This window comes from Yinghuangia aomiensis, from assembly GCF_039542225.1.
Taxonomy (GTDB): domain Bacteria; phylum Actinomycetota; class Actinomycetes; order Streptomycetales; family Streptomycetaceae; genus Yinghuangia; species Yinghuangia aomiensis.
The window spans coordinates 297,400-311,920 of sequence record NZ_BAABHS010000001.1; the positions used below are offsets into that span (position 1 = coordinate 297,400).

The 14,521-nt window shown below is 70.7% G+C and carries 13 protein-coding genes; 9 read left to right on the forward strand and 4 right to left on the reverse strand.

Features of this window, described 5'->3' with window-relative positions; genetic code table 11:
* Window positions 1-7 precede the first annotated feature (7 nt).
* The 8 genes from ABEA93_RS01250 to ABEA93_RS01285 all read left to right on the forward strand — a co-directional run bounded on the left by ABEA93_RS01250 (window position 8) and on the right by ABEA93_RS01285 (window position 8,846).
* On the forward strand, window positions 8-736 hold the full coding sequence (locus ABEA93_RS01250; RefSeq protein WP_345673315.1) for a pirin family protein: 729 nt from the start codon (window positions 8-10) through the stop codon (window positions 734-736).
* A gap of 105 nt (window positions 737-841) precedes the next feature.
* Complete coding sequence (locus tag ABEA93_RS01255; protein ID WP_345673316.1) at window positions 842-2,086, forward strand: saccharopine dehydrogenase family protein; 1,245 nt, start codon at window positions 842-844, stop codon at window positions 2,084-2,086.
* Window positions 2,087-2,162: 76 nt separating this feature from the next.
* Window positions 2,163-2,651 carry a MerR family transcriptional regulator gene (locus tag ABEA93_RS01260; protein WP_345673317.1) on the forward strand — a complete coding sequence of 163 codons (489 nt, stop codon included), beginning with the start codon at window positions 2,163-2,165 and terminating at the stop codon, window positions 2,649-2,651.
* The gene (locus ABEA93_RS01265; protein WP_345673318.1) at window positions 2,626-3,636 is read left to right on the forward strand and encodes an aldo/keto reductase; all 1,011 of its coding nucleotides are present in this window, start codon (window positions 2,626-2,628) and stop codon (window positions 3,634-3,636) included. Before ABEA93_RS01260 ends, ABEA93_RS01265 begins: the two co-directional genes overlap by 26 nt.
* Window positions 3,637-3,884: 248 nt before the next feature.
* Window positions 3,885-5,156, forward strand: a complete 1,272-nt coding sequence (locus ABEA93_RS01270) for an ABC transporter ATP-binding protein (RefSeq protein ID WP_345673319.1) — start codon at window positions 3,885-3,887, stop codon at window positions 5,154-5,156.
* 44 nt (window positions 5,157-5,200) lie between these two features.
* Entirely contained in the window at window positions 5,201-6,556 is a 1,356-nt protein-coding gene (locus ABEA93_RS01275) for an ABC transporter substrate-binding protein (RefSeq protein ID WP_345673320.1), read from the forward strand.
* 14 nt (window positions 6,557-6,570) lie between these two features.
* On the forward strand, window positions 6,571-7,932 hold the full coding sequence (locus ABEA93_RS01280; RefSeq protein ID WP_425584764.1) for an ABC transporter permease: 1,362 nt from the start codon (window positions 6,571-6,573) through the stop codon (window positions 7,930-7,932).
* Window positions 7,929-8,846, forward strand: a complete 918-nt coding sequence (locus tag ABEA93_RS01285) for a carbohydrate ABC transporter permease (protein ID WP_425584765.1) — start codon at window positions 7,929-7,931, stop codon at window positions 8,844-8,846. Before ABEA93_RS01280 ends, ABEA93_RS01285 begins: the two co-directional genes overlap by 4 nt.
* A 26-nt stretch (window positions 8,847-8,872) precedes the next feature.
* Here the strand turns inward: ABEA93_RS01285 and ABEA93_RS01290 are convergent, their stop codons facing one another.
* Entirely contained in the window at window positions 8,873-10,288 is a 1,416-nt protein-coding gene (locus ABEA93_RS01290) for a hypothetical protein (RefSeq protein ID WP_345673321.1), read from the reverse strand.
* A 140-nt stretch (window positions 10,289-10,428) separates the two neighbouring features.
* On the opposite strand from ABEA93_RS01290, the gene ABEA93_RS01295 reads away from it, so the two are divergent.
* Window positions 10,429-11,544, forward strand: coding sequence for a winged helix DNA-binding domain-containing protein (locus tag ABEA93_RS01295; protein ID WP_345673322.1), 1,116 nt, complete (start codon window positions 10,429-10,431; stop codon window positions 11,542-11,544).
* 33 nt (window positions 11,545-11,577) lie between these two features.
* Here ABEA93_RS01295 and ABEA93_RS01300 read toward each other — a convergent pair whose 3' ends face one another.
* Genes ABEA93_RS01300 through ABEA93_RS01310 form a run of 3 tightly spaced genes read right to left on the reverse strand, consistent with a single transcriptional unit; the run spans window position 11,578 to window position 14,261 of the window.
* A complete protein-coding gene (locus ABEA93_RS01300; RefSeq protein ID WP_345673323.1) occupies window positions 11,578-12,348 on the reverse strand; it encodes an amino acid ABC transporter ATP-binding protein in 771 nt (256 codons plus the stop codon).
* Window positions 12,345-13,307 carry an amino acid ABC transporter permease gene (locus ABEA93_RS01305; protein WP_425584766.1) on the reverse strand — a complete coding sequence of 321 codons (963 nt, stop codon included), beginning with the start codon at window positions 13,305-13,307 and terminating at the stop codon, window positions 12,345-12,347. The genes ABEA93_RS01300 and ABEA93_RS01305 overlap by 4 nt, the downstream gene beginning before the upstream one ends.
* Before the next feature lie 24 nt (window positions 13,308-13,331).
* Window positions 13,332-14,261 (reverse strand): ABC transporter substrate-binding protein, encoded by a 930-nt coding sequence (locus ABEA93_RS01310; protein ID WP_345673324.1) that lies wholly within the window; start codon window positions 14,259-14,261, stop codon window positions 13,332-13,334.
* Window positions 14,262-14,521 lie beyond the last annotated feature (260 nt).

Sequence of the window (14,521 nt, forward strand, 5' to 3'; positions counted from 1 at the left end):
GGAAGCCATGACCGCCGACCTCGACGTCCGCCGTGCCGCCGGCCGGTTCCACACCGCCGCCGGCTGGTTGGAATCGCACCACAGCTTTTCGTTCAGCCACCACTACGACCCGGGCAACACCCACTTCGGGCTGCTGCTGGTCAGCAACGACGACGTCGTCGCGCCCGGCACCGGCTTCGACACGCACCCGCACCGCGACATGGAGATCGTCACGTGGGTGCTCGGCGGATCCCTGGTGCACCAGGACTCGGCGGGCCACAACGGGCTCATCCACCCCGGACTCGCGCAGCGCATGAGCGCGGGCCGCGGCATCCTCCACTCGGAGAAGAACGACGCGGCGGGCAGCGCGGAACCCGTGCACTTCGTGCAGATGTGGGTGATGCCGGACGAAGCCGGGATCACCCCCGGCTACGAGCAGCTCGACGTGACCGCGGACCTCGACCGCGGCGGCTTGGTGCCGGTCGCGTCCGGGCGTCCCGGGCACGAGGCGGCGATCCGCATCCACCAGAAGGACGCGGCCCTGCACGCGGCCCGGCTGAAGGCGGGGGAGTCGGTGGCGCTGCCGACCGCGCCCTATGCGCACCTGTTCGTGGCGCGCGGCAGCGTCGCGCTGGAAGGCGCAGGACAGCTGGTCGAAGGCGACGCGGTGCGGATCACCGGCGCGGAAGGCCAGCGGGTGACGGCCGAGGGCGACGCCGAGGTGCTGGTGTGGGAGATGCACAGCACGGTGCAGTGAGGGCCGGGGCGGGGCGCGTCGGCGCGCGGGCTCGACGGAGCGCGGCTCGGCGGGCAGGCTCGTGCTCACGCGACCGGCCACACCGCTCGGCGACGGGAGTCCCAGATGCCGCACGACCGCCCCCTCGACCTGACCCTTTACGGCGCGACCGGCTTCACCGGCACGCTGACCGCGGAGTACCTCGCGCGGAACGCGCCCGCGGGCTGCCGGTGGGCGATCGCCGGGCGCGACGACAAGAAGCTCGCGGCGCTGCGCGACCGGCTGGCGGCGATCGATCCCGCGTGCGCCGAGCTGCCGATCCGCACGGCCGACAGCGCGGATCCGGCGTCGCTGCGGGCGCTCGCGGCGGAGACGCGGGTGCTGGTCACGACCGTCGGGCCGTACCTGCAGTACGGCGCGCCGCTGGTCGCGGCGTGTGCGGAGCAGGGCACGGACTATCTCGACCTCGCGGGCGAGCCCGAGTTCGTCGACCGCATGTACGTCGCCCACCACGCCGAAGCCGTCGAGTCCGGTGCGCGGCTCGTGCACGCGTGCGGGTTCGACGCGATCCCGCACGACCTCGGCGTGTACGCGACCGTCGCGCGGCTGCCGCGCGACGTGCCGATCCGTGTCGAGGGCGTGGTCCGCGCGGGCGGGACGATCTCCGGCGGCACGTTCGCCTCCACGCTGAACGCGGTGTCGCGCCTGCGCGCCTCGCGCGACGCGGCGAAAGCCCGGCACCGGGACGAGCCGCGCCCCGAGGGGCGCCGGATCCGCCTGAACGACGGGAAGCCGCGCCGGGACCGGGCGACGGGCCTGTGGCTGGTACCGCTGCCGACCATCGACCCGCAGATCGTCGGCAGGTCCGCGGCCGCGCTCGACGCCTACGGGCCCGAGTTCTCCTACACGCACTACGCGGGTGTCCGCCGCCTGCCCGTCGCCGTCGGCTCGGCCGCCGGCCTGGTCGGGCTGGTCGCGCTCGCGCACATTCCCCCCGCCCGGCGGATGCTGCAATCCCGGCTCGCGCCCGGCGAGGGCCCGAACGAGGAGCGCCGTGCCAAGGCGTGGTTCGTCGCGCGCTTCACGGGCGAGGGCGGCGGCGAACGTGTGGTGACCGAGGTGCGCGGCGGCGACCCGGGCTACTCCGAGACCGCCAAGATGCTCGCCGAGTCCGCGCTGTGCCTGGCCTTCGACGATCTGCCGGAGACGTCCGGGCAGGTCACGACCGCCGTGGCGATGGGCGACGCGCTGATCGGCCGGCTGCGGCGGAACGGCATCGGGTTCCGGCACCCGGGCGAGGAACCCGACGCGACGGGGTCCAAAGGCGGCGGAGCGGCCGGCTCCGCGGCCGCGGACGGCTCCGACGCGTGACACTTGCTTAGAGCGCACTCCAACTCTCTAGCGTCGTAGCCGCGGCCCACCAGGCCGCCCGCTCCCAGGAGGCCCGATGTCCCCCGCCGACCCGGTTCCGGTCCTCGATCCCGGCCCCGCCGCCGAGATCGGCCGGTATCCGATCGGCGAGGTCGTCGAACGCACCGGGCTGTCCGCGCACACCCTGCGCTGGTACGAACGGATCGGCCTGCTCCCGCAGGTCGGCCGGGAAGCTCCGCGGAGCGGATACCGCACGGCAGGCCGTCGGCTCTACAGCGACAACGACCTCGCGTTCCTCGACTTCGTCGGCAAACTCCGGAGCACCGGAATGCCGGTCGCCGACATGATCCGGTACGCCGAACTCGCCCGCGAGGGCGGCGCCACGGTCGACGAACGCCGCGACGTCCTGGTCGCGCACCGCGCCGACGTCCGCGACCGGATCGCCGAGCTGACCGCCTGCCTGCACGCCCTCGACTACAAGATCGACCTCTACACGCGGCTCCGCGACGACGCCGCGGACGACGGGATGGCTGACGACGATGCGAACCACGACGCTGGGCACTGACGGCCCGCTCACCTCCGTCCAGGGCCTCGGCTGCATGGGCATGAGCGACTTCTACGCCGCCGCGGAGCCGGAGCGCGACCGCTCCCTGGCGACGCTCGCCCGCGCGCACGACCTGGGTGTCGTCCACTTCGACACCTCCGACATGTACGGCTCCGGCGCCAACGAGGAACTCCTCGGCGCGTTCTTCGCCGGCTCCTCCGGCCGCCGCGAGAAGACGCTGCTGGCCACGAAGTTCGGCATCGACCGCAATGCCGCCGAGGGCGAGCGCGGGGTGCGCGGGGACGCCGCGTACGTCCGCGCCGCGTGCGATGCGAGCCTCAAGCGGCTCGGCACCGACGTCATCGACGTCTACTACATGCACCGCCGCGACATGGCCGTGCCGATCGAGGAGACCGTCTGGGCGATGGCCGAGCTGGTCAAGGCCGGCAAGGTCCGCTACCTCGGGCTGTCCGAAGTGACCGCCGCGGAGATCCGCGCCGCCGCGGGCATCCACCCGATCCACGCGGTGCAGGCCGAGTGGTCGGTGTTCGCCCGCGACATCGAAGCGTCGGTCCTGCCGGCGGTGCGGGAGGTCGGTGCCGCGCTGGTCGCCTACTCGCCGCTCGGCCGCGGCTTCCTCAGCGGCAAGTTCGCGGGCTTCGACGACCTGCCCGACGGCGACTTCCGCCGCAACCAGCCCCGGTTCGTCGGCGACAACGGCCGCGCCAACGCGGAACTCCTCGCCCCGCTGCGGGACATCGCCGCCGCACACGGCGCCACGCCCGCGCAGGTCGCCCTCGCGTGGGTGCACGGCCGGACCAAGGCCGACCACCTGCCCGTCGTGCCGATCCCCGGCACCACCAACCCGGACCGGCTCCTGGAGAACGCCGCGGCCGCCGACCTCGCCCTCACCGCCGACGAGATCGCCGCGCTGGAGCCGATCGCCGGCCGCGTCGCCGGGGACCGCTACGCCGAAATGACCCTGACGCACAACGACCGCGCCTGACGGTTTCTCCCCGCACGGCGACGTGCCGTGCGGCCGACCCCGGCCGAAACCACGGCAGCCGCAGCCGACTTCCGTCCCGTACCGCCCGACGGCCTACGCAGCGCAACGCGCGTAGCCTCGATGATCACATAGCGTGAAGCCAAGGTTACGAATCGGCTTCGGTCCCGTCAGCGGGGCTTGTGACCACCGTGTCACCGGGCGTAGCACGGGTAGGCGGCAGTCGGTCGGAACCACCTACTGGGGGTCCTGTGGCGGACGTGGTTTTGGACGGGGTCGGCAAGGTGTATCCGGACGGCACCCGGGCCGTCGAGGGCCTCGACCTGTCCGTGGCGCACGGCGAGTTCCTCGTCCTCGTCGGCCCGTCCGGGTGCGGCAAGACGACCGCGCTGCGGATGGTCGCCGGGCTCGAGGACATCAGCGAGGGCACCGTCCGGATCGGCGAACGCGTCGTGAACCGGGTGCCGTCCCGCGACCGCGACGTGGCGATGGTGTTCCAGAGCTACGCGCTCTACCCGCACCTCAACGTGCGCGACAACATCGGCTTCGGGCTGAAACTGCGCAAGCTGCCGAAGGCCGAGATCGACAAACGGGTCCGCGAGGCCGCACGCACCCTCGGCCTGGAGGAGCACCTGGGGCGGAAGCCGCGCCAGCTGTCCGGCGGCCAGCGGCAGCGCGTCGCGATGGGCCGGGCGATCGTCCGCGAACCGCAGGCGTTTCTTATGGACGAGCCGCTCTCCAACCTCGATGCCAAGCTCCGCGTCCAGATGCGCGCGCAGATTGCCCGGCTGACCCGGGAGCTGGGCGTCACGACGCTGTATGTGACCCACGACCAGGTCGAGGCGATGACCCTCGGCGACCGGGTCGCGGTGATGCGGAAGGGCGTCCTCCAGCAGGTCGCGCCGCCGCAGGAGCTGTACGACCGGCCGGTGAACCTTTTCGTCGCGGGCTTCATCGGGTCCCCGGCGATGAACGTGGTCACCGGTGAACTCGAGGAAGAAGGCGGCGAGTTGCGGGTGCGGTTGGGCTCGCAGCGGCTGACCGTGCCGGCGCAGGTGCTCGTCGACCGCCCGGCGCTGCGCGGCTATGCGGGCCGCCGGATCATCGTCGGGATCCGTCCCGAGGACCTCGGCGAGGTGTCCGGCGAGGTCCCGGACGGGACGGTGCTGCGCGCCGACACCGACCTCGTCGAGTCGATGGGCTCCGAGGTGCACGCGCACGTGCGGATCGACGCGCCGCCCGCGGTCACCGCGGAAGTCCACGAACTCGCCGCGGACGCGGGCGCCGACGACCAGGTCCCGGACCCGGCCACCGGCAGCTCCGAACTGGTCGCCCGGCTCGGGCCGCGCACCGGGGTCCGGGAAGGCGAAGGCACCCGACTGCGTGTGGCCACCGACCGCCTGCACTTCTTCGACCCGGACACGGGGCTGTCCGTCCGCGACTCCGTCCCGGGCCCGGGCGGCCCGACCGACCGGAACGGCCCGACCGACCAAGGCGACCCGACCGACCCGACCGGCAAGTGAAGCGCGGCTACTTCGACGACGGCGATCCTGGAGGGCGAGCAAGCGTGAGACGAGTCGTGGGGGCCCTGGCGGCCGTATCGTTGCTGGCCCTCGGACTGGGGGCGTGCAGCGACGACGACGGCGGCGGCAAGTCGGACACTCCGAGCGCGGGGGCTCCGAGTGGCGGCGGCCCGAGCGTGGCACTGCCGGATCTGAAGGGCACGACGGTGCAGGTGGCCGCCGTGTGGACCGGCGACGAGCAGGCGTCGTTCAAGAAAGTGCTGGCCGAGTTCGAGAAGCGCACCGGCGCCAAGACCGAGTACGTGCCGACCGGCGACAGCGCCGCGACGTTCCTCGGCCAGCGCGTCGAAGGCAACGCGCCGCCGGACGTGGCGTTCCTCGCGCAGCCCGGCGCACTCACGCAGTTCGCGCAGAAGGGCTGGATCAAGCCGCTCGCGTCGGACGTGCAGCAGACCGTCCAGCAGAACTTCTCGACGCAGTGGCAGACCCTCGCGACGAACGACGGCAAGCTGTACGGCGTCTACTACAAGGCCGCCAACAAGTCGCTGGTCTGGTACAACGCCAAGGTCTTCGGGAACGCCGGCGCGGCCGAGCCCAAGACGTGGGACGACCTGCTCAAGACCGCCGGCCTGGTCTCCGACTCCGGCACGCCCCCGTTCGCCACCGGCGGCGCGGACGGCTGGGTGCTGACCGACTGGTTCGAGAACGTCTACCTCAGCCAGGCCGGCCCCGACATGTACGACAAGCTGGCCAAGCACCAGATCCCGTGGACCGACCCGTCGGTGGCGCAGGCGCTGCAGACCCTCGCGCAGGTGTGGGGCAAGGGCGACTGGTTCCCGGGCGGGACCGGCGGCGCGCTGCAGACCGAGTTCCCGGCGTCCGTGCCGCAGGTGTTCGGCGACACCCCGAAGGCCGGCATGTTGCCGGGCGCGGACTTCGTCGGCACGAACATCATCAAGGACACCAAGGCGAAGATCGGGCAGGACGCCAAGTTCTTCGGCTTCCCCGCGGTCGGCACCGGCAAGCCGCCCGTGGTCACCGGCGGCGACGTCGCGGTCGCGATGAAGGACAGCCCCGGGGCGATGGCGCTGCTGAAGTTCCTCGCCACCACGGACGCCGCGCAGATCTGGGCCCAGCAGGGCGGCTACATGTCGCCCAACAAGAACCTCGACTTCGCGTCGTACCACGACGACGCCACGCGGGCGATCGCGCAGAACCTGATCGCGGCGGGCGACGGCTTCCGGTTCGACATGTCCGACCAGGCGCCGTCCGCGTTCGGCGGCACCAAGGGCGAAGGCGAGTGGCGCGACCTCCAGGACTTCCTGCGCAACCCGTCGGACGTCCAGGGTGCGCAGGCCAAGCTGGAGGCGGACGCCGCCAAGGCCTTCGGCAGCGGCTGAGGCGACGGGACGCCATGGCCGAAGCGACGATCCCGTCCCCGGCGAGCACAACCGCCCCCGGGGCCGCACCGCCTGACGAGCGGCGCGGCCTCGGCGGCGGGGCGCTGCTCGCGTGGTTGTTCCTGCTGCCCGCGGTCGTGATGCTGGGCGTGCTGGTCGCCTATCCGATCGTGTGGACGTTCGTGCGCAGCCTGTTCGGCGCGGACGGCTGGTCGGACTTCGCCGGCCTGGGGAACTACCAGGACCTGTTCACCGACGACGACACGTTCACCGCGCTCAAGAACAACCTGATCTGGGTGCTCGTGGTGCCCGCGGTGGTCACCGCGCTCGGACTGGTGTTCGCGGTGCTCACCGAACGGGTGCGGTTCGCTACCGCGTTCAAGCTGGTCGTGTTCATGCCGATGGCCGTGTCGATGCTGGCCGCCGGGATCACCTTCCGGCTGGTCTACGACCGCGACCCGGACAAGGGCGCCGCCAACGCGGCGATCGTCTCCGTGCACGACGCGTTCTCCGGCGGCGCCCCGTACCCCGGGGCGCGGCCGCGGCCGAACGCGGGACTCGATGCGGAAGGCGGCGGGTTCGTCACCAAGGCGGCCTATTCCGCGGGCGCTTCGGTGACGCTGCCGCTGGTCGCGCTGCCCCCGGACAAGATGCCGTCCGACGCGCGCCCGGCGGCCGCACCCGCGGCCGCCGGGGGCGGGCTGTCCGGTGTGGTGTGGCTGGACTTCAGCCCGGGCAACGCGGGTACTCCGGGGAAGGTCGACCCGGGGGAGAAGGGGCTGCCGGGTGTCCGTGTCGAAGCCGTGCGCGACGGGCACACCGTCGCCTCGGCGACGACCGCGGCCGACGGCTCGTTCCGCATCCCCGACCGCGCAGTCGCCGGGGGAGGCGTGCAACTGCGCCTCGCGGAGGGCAACTTCGCGAAGTCGTTCGGCGGCTACGACTGGCTCGGGCCGAACCTCGTCACCGGGGCCATCATCGGCGCCTACGTGTGGATGTGGGCCGGCTTCGCGATGGTGCTCATCGCCGCGGGACTCGCCGCGATCCCCCGCGACGCCCTCGAAGCGGCCCGCGTCGACGGCGCGACCGAAGGGCAGGTCTTCCGGCGGGTGACGGTGCCGCTGCTCGCACCGGTGCTGGTCGTGGTGATGGTGACGCTGATCATCAACGTCCTCAAAGTCTTCGACCTCGTCTACATCATCTCGCTCGGGTCGTCGCAGAAAGAGGCCAACGTCCTGGCGCTGCAGATGTACCTCGCGTCGTTCGGCGGCGGCGACAACCAGGGCCTCGGCAGCGCCATCGGCATCGTGCTGTTCCTGCTCGTGCTGCCCGCGATGCTCTTCAACATCCGCCGCTTCCGGAAGGAGAACCGGTGACGAGCCCGGCAGTCGAAGCGGTCGCCAAGCCCGCCGCCGCGGACACCGGCGGCGGAGCCGTCAAACGCGGGATCGCGTCGCGGATCGTCGCCCGCACCGGCGGCGGCCTCGTGTCGGTCGGGCTGGTGGTCGTCGCGCTGTTCTGGCTGGTGCCCACGTTCGGACTGCTCGTGTCGTCGCTGCGCGATCCGCAGGACACCGGCGCGTCCGGCTGGTGGAAGGTCTTCTCCCACCCCGGGCAGCTGACCTGGCACAACTACGACAAGCTGCTGTCGAACGACGACATGATGAAGGCGTTCTTCAACACGGTCTGGATCACCGTGCCCAGCACCGTGCTGGTGATCCTCATCGGCTCACTCGCCGCCTACGCCTTCGCCTGGCTGGAATTCCCCGGCCGCGACTGGCTGTTCCTCGTCGTCGTCGGCCTCCTGGTGGTGCCGATCCAGGTCGCGCTGATCCCGATCTCCAAGCTCTACGGTGAGACCCACCTCTTCGGCACGATCACCGGCGTCGTCCTCTTCCACGTCGCCTTCGGCCTGCCGTTCGCGGTCTTCCTCCTCCGCAACTACTTCGCCGGCATCCCCCGCGACCTCCTCGAAGCCGCCCGCATGGACGGCGGCACCGACCTCACCATCTTCTTCCGTGTCGTCCTCCCGCTCGGCCTCCCGGCCATCGCGTCCCTGGCGATCTTCCAGTTCCTGTGGGTCTGGAACGACATGCTCGTCGCGCTCATCTACGCCGACGCCGACTCCCAGCCGCTCACCGTCGCCTTGCAATCCCAGACTCGGGCGATGGGCGCCAACATCGAGGTCCTGGCCCCAGGCGCCTTCCTATCGCTCGTCGTCCCGCTGGCGGTCTTCTTCGCCTTCCAGCGGCACTTCGTGCAGGGGGTGATGGCGGGGGCGGTCAAATAGCGCGGAGCCATCGGCAGGCGTCGCGATCACCGTTCCTTGCGCTGGTCCGCCTGGCGGTCGTATCGGGGTGGGGCGCCGCGGTACAGGGTGCGGCCGCCCACTTCCACGATGGTCACCTGGCGTGCGTCCCGCACCCGCGCCACCAACTCCGGCAGCAGGACCGTGCCGGGCGCGGCTGCCGCCAGACGTTCGCGGGCCATGGCCAGGAACAAGTCATTCTGTTCGCGCACCTCCGCAGGGACCCGGGACTCGTCGGACGCGGCTTCGTCCACGGCTTGGAGGAGCGAGAGGCGCGCCTCGAGCGGCGTCGTGGGATCGGCCCCAGCCGCCGTGGCGCGTCGGCCGTCGAGCGTCTTCGGCTGCGTGGTCAGTCCGAGGAAAGGGAAATACGGGGCGGATTGCGGCATTCGCCCGGCCGTGGATTCCATGACGGCCCGGAACTCGTCGAAACCGAGGGTCCCGCCGTTGGCGCTGCGCAGGCTCAGCCAGGCGGTCTCCAGCGGCAACTGGCCGAGTGCCGCGCGCGCGACATCGGACTCCGCGGACCGTTGGATCTCGACCTCTTCGTACAGACTCGGCAAACCCCACCGCTCCGCCGTCTTCGCGCCCGGCACCTGGGAGAAGAACTGGCGTCGGCGTGCGGGGGAGGGTTCGTGCGGGGCTCGCAGGCGCAGGGTCGCCCAGGTGTGCGCGGCCGCGTGCGGGGCCGGTGCGACGAACGCGAGGTCGTAGTCGTTGAGGACCAATCGTCCGTGCTTGTCCGTCATCAGGTTGCCCAGCGTCGGATCGCCGTGCGCCACCACCCAGGGTCCTTTCGACGTGGCGCGGACCGCCTCCGGCGTCATGGTCGACAGGTCGCGACTGAGCTGCTGCGCGCGTGCCAAACCGAGTCGGCGCATCGTGGCGCCGCCGATGAGCGTCCGCACGACCGAGGCAACGCGCACGACGTCGGCACGCGCCACCTCGAAGTGGTCGGCCTCGGCGGCGTTGGCCAACGGGAGGCGGTCGTAGACCGTATACGTCAGGTCCGCGAGATACTCCAGCGACTTCTGCTGGTGCGGACGCAACTCGCGTGCCGCGTCGATGCTTTCCCGAGCGAGTTGCGCGTGGCTCTCGATGAGGGCTTCCAGCTGCCCGTCGTACTCCGCCGGACTCGTCGCTTCGGGCAACGGCGTCAGTTCGTCGTGCAGGAACGAGTTCGTCGGGAGGACCGACGTGAGCGGGGCGGGCGGGAAGACGCCGGGACGCGTCGTCGCCAAGGCGGACCGCGTCAGGTTCTCGTCGAGCACCCGGAGGTCGAACGCATCGCCGGCGGGCGCGGTTGTGGCGGCGCGGACGACAGCCCCGTCTTGCCCGTTGCGGACGACCTCGTTTGCCCCACCCTGGCCGACGGTCCGCGGGAGGACGATCTCGACAAGGTGCTCCGGACGTTTCTCGGGCACGTGCGCGACCTCCGCTTCTGCCGGTTCGGCGCCTCGGGCGTGCGCGACTGTACTGCGTTCCGCCCGGCGACGACAGGATGCCTTGCGCGTCCGTCGAATCGGCGCGTATGCGTTTTCGGGACAGCCCCTAGAGTCGGAGCATGCCGACCGACGCACCGCGCACCCTCACCCTCCGTGAACTGAACCGCGCCACGCTGGCGCGGCAGCACCTGCTGGCGCGGGTGCGGATGCCGGCGTCGGAGATGGTCGGGCACCTGGCCGGAATGCAGGCCCAGCACCCCATGTCGTCGTACTTCACGCTGTGGACGCGGATCGAGGACTTCGACCCCGAAGAACTCGTGGGGTTGATGACGTCGCGGCAGGTGGTGCGGATCGCGCTGATGCGGGGCACGATCCACACGGTCACCGCGGACGACTGCCTGGCCTGGCGGCCGATCATCGCGCCGGTTCTGGAACGGATGACGCGCGGGTCGCACGGCAAGGGCTACGGCTCCGCCGACCTCGACGAACTCGTGCGCCTCGGCCGGGAGTACATCGAGGAGGAGGCGCGGACGTTCGCCGCCGTCGGCGCTTACCTCGGGGAGCGCTGGCCGGATGCGGCGCCGACAGCGTTGGCGCAGGCGCTGCGCGCACACGCCCCGCTCGTGCAGGTGCCGCCGCGCGGGCTGTGGGGACGCAGCGGCGCCGTCGCGCACACCACGGCCGAGCACTGGCTCGGGCGGCCGGTGGCGTCCGAGCCGTCGGTCGACGCGATGGTGCTGCGCTACCTCGGCGCGTTCGGCCCGGCGTCCGTCAAGGACGTGCAGGTGTGGTCCGGCCTGACCCGGCTCAAGCCGGTGCTCGACCGGCTGCGCCCGCGGCTCGCGGTGTTCCGCGACGAGGCCGGGCGCGAACTGTTCGACCTGCCCGACGCGCCGCGGCCGGACGCCGACACCCCCGCGCCGGTGCGGTTCATCGCCGACTTCGACAACCTGACCCTGTCCCACGACGACCGCAGCCGCGCCCTGTCGAAGGAGTGGCAGCAGTGGGGCACGGCCAACCTCAACATGCTGTGGGGCGGCGTGCTGGCCGACGGCTTCCACCGCGCGGCCTGGCGGATCGAGCGCACGAAGGACACCGCGACCCTGCTCGTCAGCTCGGGCCCCGAGCCGAAGGACGTCCTGAAGCCGCACCGCGACGCCGTCGAGGCCGAAGGCCGGCGCCTGCTGGCGTTCGCGGCCGCGGACCGGGACAAGCACGAGATCGCCTACGCCTGACCCGGTCCGCGTTCCCGCGCGGGACCTTTCGACTCACAGCACCTTCGACAGGAACGCCCTCGTCCGCTCGTGCCGCGGATTCGTCAGCACCTCGCGCGGATGCCCGGACTCGACGACGACACCGCCGTCCATGAACACCAGCGCGTCGCCGACCTCGCGGGCGAACCCCATCTCGTGGGTCACCACGATCATCGTCATGCCGTCCTCGGCCAAGCCGCGCATCACGTCGAGCACTTCGCCGACCAGCTCGGGGTCGAGCGCCGACGTCGGCTCGTCGAACAGCATGAGCTTCGGCTCCATCGCCAGCGCCCGCGCGATGGCGACGCGCTGCTGCTGGCCGCCGGAGAGCTGCGCGGGATAGGAGTCCACCTTGTCCGCGAGCCCGACCCGGTCGAGCAGCCGCAGCGCGCGCTCCCGCGCGACCGCCTTGGTCTGCTTCTTCACCTGGACGGGCGCTTCCATGACATTGCCGAGCGCGGTCATGTGCGGGAACAGATTGAAGCGCTGGAACACCATCCCGATATCCCGCCGCTTCAGCGCGACTTCGGAGTCCTTGAGCTCGTAGAGCCGGTCGCCCTTCTGCCGGTAGCCGACCAGTTCGCCGTCCACCCACAGCCGCCCGGCGTTGATCTTCTCCAGGTGGTTGATGCAGCGGAGGAACGTGGACTTGCCGGAGCCGGACGGCCCGATCAGGCAGAACACCTCCCGCGGCAGCACCTGCAGGTCGATCCCGCGCAGCACTTCGTTGAGCCCGAAGGACTTGTGGACGCCTTCGGCGAGCACCACAGGTTGCGCACTGGTCATCGCTGCACCGCCGGCCTGCGGACCGAGAACACGGTCGCCCTGATCTTCCGGAACACGGTGGGCGGCAGCTCGCGCTGCGAGCCCTTGGCGTAGTGCCGTTCGAGGTAGTACTGGCCGACGCTGAACACGCTGGTCAGGAACAGGTACCAGATCGAGGCCACGAACAGCAGTTCCATCGTCGCGAGGTTACGGCTGTAGATGTCCTGCGACTTGCGCATGACTTCTTCGTAGGTGATCACCGACGCGAGCGACGACGTCTTCAGCATGTTGATGAACTCGTTGCCGGTCGGTGGGATGATCACGCGCATCGCCTGCGGCAGGACGATCCGCCGCATGGTCAGCGAGCCGCTCATGCCCAAGGCCTGCGAGGCCTCCGTCTGGCCCTCGTCGACCGACTGGATGCCCGCGCGCACGATCTCCGCCATGTAGGCGCCCTCGTTGATGCCCAGACCGAGCAGCGCGGCGAGGAACGGCGTCATCAGCTCGGTCATCGGCTCGCTGTAGAAGCCGATGTCGAAGGTCGGGAAGATCAACGCCAGGTTGTACCAGAGCAGCAGCTGCACGAGGACGGGCGTGCCGCGGAAGAACCAGATGTACAGCCATGCCACGGTGCTGGTGACCGGGTTCTCGGACAGCCGCATGACCGCGAACATCACGCCCAGGACGAGGCCGAGCACCATCGACAGCACGGTGATGACGACGGTGTTCTTGACGCCTTCGAGAATGGCGTCGGAGAACAGGTAGTCGGGGATGACCCCGTAGTTGATGTCCGCGTTGGAGAACGCGATGCCGATCAGCGCCAGGACGGCGATGACCGCGACGGCGGCGATCCAGCGTCCGTAGTGCGGAACCGGGATCGCCTTGATCGGCACGGGCCCGGCGCCGGGAGCTACCGGGACCTGGGGGCCGGGTTCGGCCGGCGGTCCGCCGGCCGAACCCTTGTCGAAGGAAGGAGCCACGGGTGCTTGCCTCTCACGATCCGGTCAGCCGCCGTTGACGGCGATCTGGGTGACGGCACCCTGCGTCAGCTTCCGCGCCTCCAGGATCTTCGTGTACTCGCCGCTCTTGACGATGTTCTCGAGCGCTTCCTTGACGACGTCGCGGAGCTGCGTGTCGTCCTTGCGCAGCGCGACACCGTACGGGCCGGCCTCCAGCTGCTCGCCGACCACCTCGAAGTCGCCGCCGTTGTTGGCGGTCTGCGCGTTGTAGGCGGCGACCGGGAAGTCGTTCATGTCGGCGACCGAGCGGCCCTGCTTGAGCTGGAGCAGCGCGTCCGTGTCCTTGTCGAAGGTCAGCAGGTCGATCTTGCCCTTGCCCGCCGCGGCGCACTTCTCCTGCTGCTTGTTGGCCATCTCCTCCTGCGTGGTGCCCTTTTGCAGCGCCACGGTCTGGCCGCAGAGGTCGTCCAGGGTCTTGATCCCCTTGGGGTTGCCCTTCTGGACGAGGATCGACGTGCCCGCGTTGAAGTAGTCCACGAAGTCGACGCCCGGCCCGGCCTTCTTGCCGTCCTTGTCGACCCCGTTCTGGCGGTCCTTGGTGTCGCTCATCGACGACATGATCAAGTCGATGCGCTTGGAGTTGAGCGACGTGATCAGGCCGTCGAACGACTGGTTCTTGAACTGGAGCTGGATGCCCAGCTGCTTGCTGATGGCGGCCGCGATGTCCGGGTCCATCCCGATGATCGTCTTGCCGTCCGAGTCGTAGTACTCGTTCGGCGCGTACGCCACATCCGAGCCCACCTTGATGACCTGGGCCTTCTGGTACTTCTCCGGCACCTTCGCGTACAGCGGTGCGGACTTGTCCACGGGCGGCTTGCTGTCGCCGTCGTCGCCGCAGGCGGTGAGGAGCAGCGCGCCGGCCACGAGCGCGGCACCGGCCGCGGATATGCGGCGGCGCGCCGAGTGTGCAGTCATCGGGGTCCTCCATGAGGGAGCGGAACAGCGCCGATCGGGGACTGACGTACACAAAGATCGACTCGGACACTTGTTCACCCGCGCCGAGATCGAGTCGCAGTTTCCCATCATGTGGACCGGTGGGGGGATGCTCGGAATGTCAAATTCAGATAACGGATGACGCGCGTAGTGCATGAACATCGGCGCGAAAACGGCCGAGAGCCCGGAGCGCGCCATGCGCTCCGGGCTCTCGCGTTCAGCTCAGGCAGTCACCGTGACCG

Coding starts and splice junctions, on each gene's coding strand:
- ABEA93_RS01250 (WP_345673315.1), top strand. CDS start 8: ATGACCGCCGACCTCGACGTCCGCCGTGCCGCCGGCCGGTTCCACACC.
- ABEA93_RS01255 (WP_345673316.1), top strand. CDS start 842: ATGCCGCACGACCGCCCCCTCGACCTGACCCTTTACGGCGCGACCGGC.
- ABEA93_RS01260 (WP_345673317.1), top strand. CDS start 2,163: ATGTCCCCCGCCGACCCGGTTCCGGTCCTCGATCCCGGCCCCGCCGCC.
- ABEA93_RS01265 (WP_345673318.1), top strand. CDS start 2,626: ATGCGAACCACGACGCTGGGCACTGACGGCCCGCTCACCTCCGTCCAG.
- ABEA93_RS01280 (WP_425584764.1), top strand. CDS start 6,571: ATGGCCGAAGCGACGATCCCGTCCCCGGCGAGCACAACCGCCCCCGGG.
- ABEA93_RS01295 (WP_345673322.1), top strand. CDS start 10,429: ATGCCGACCGACGCACCGCGCACCCTCACCCTCCGTGAACTGAACCGC.
- ABEA93_RS01300 (WP_345673323.1), bottom strand. CDS start 12,348: ATGACCAGTGCGCAACCTGTGGTGCTCGCCGAAGGCGTCCACAAGTCC.
- ABEA93_RS01310 (WP_345673324.1), bottom strand. CDS start 14,261: ATGACTGCACACTCGGCGCGCCGCCGCATATCCGCGGCCGGTGCCGCG.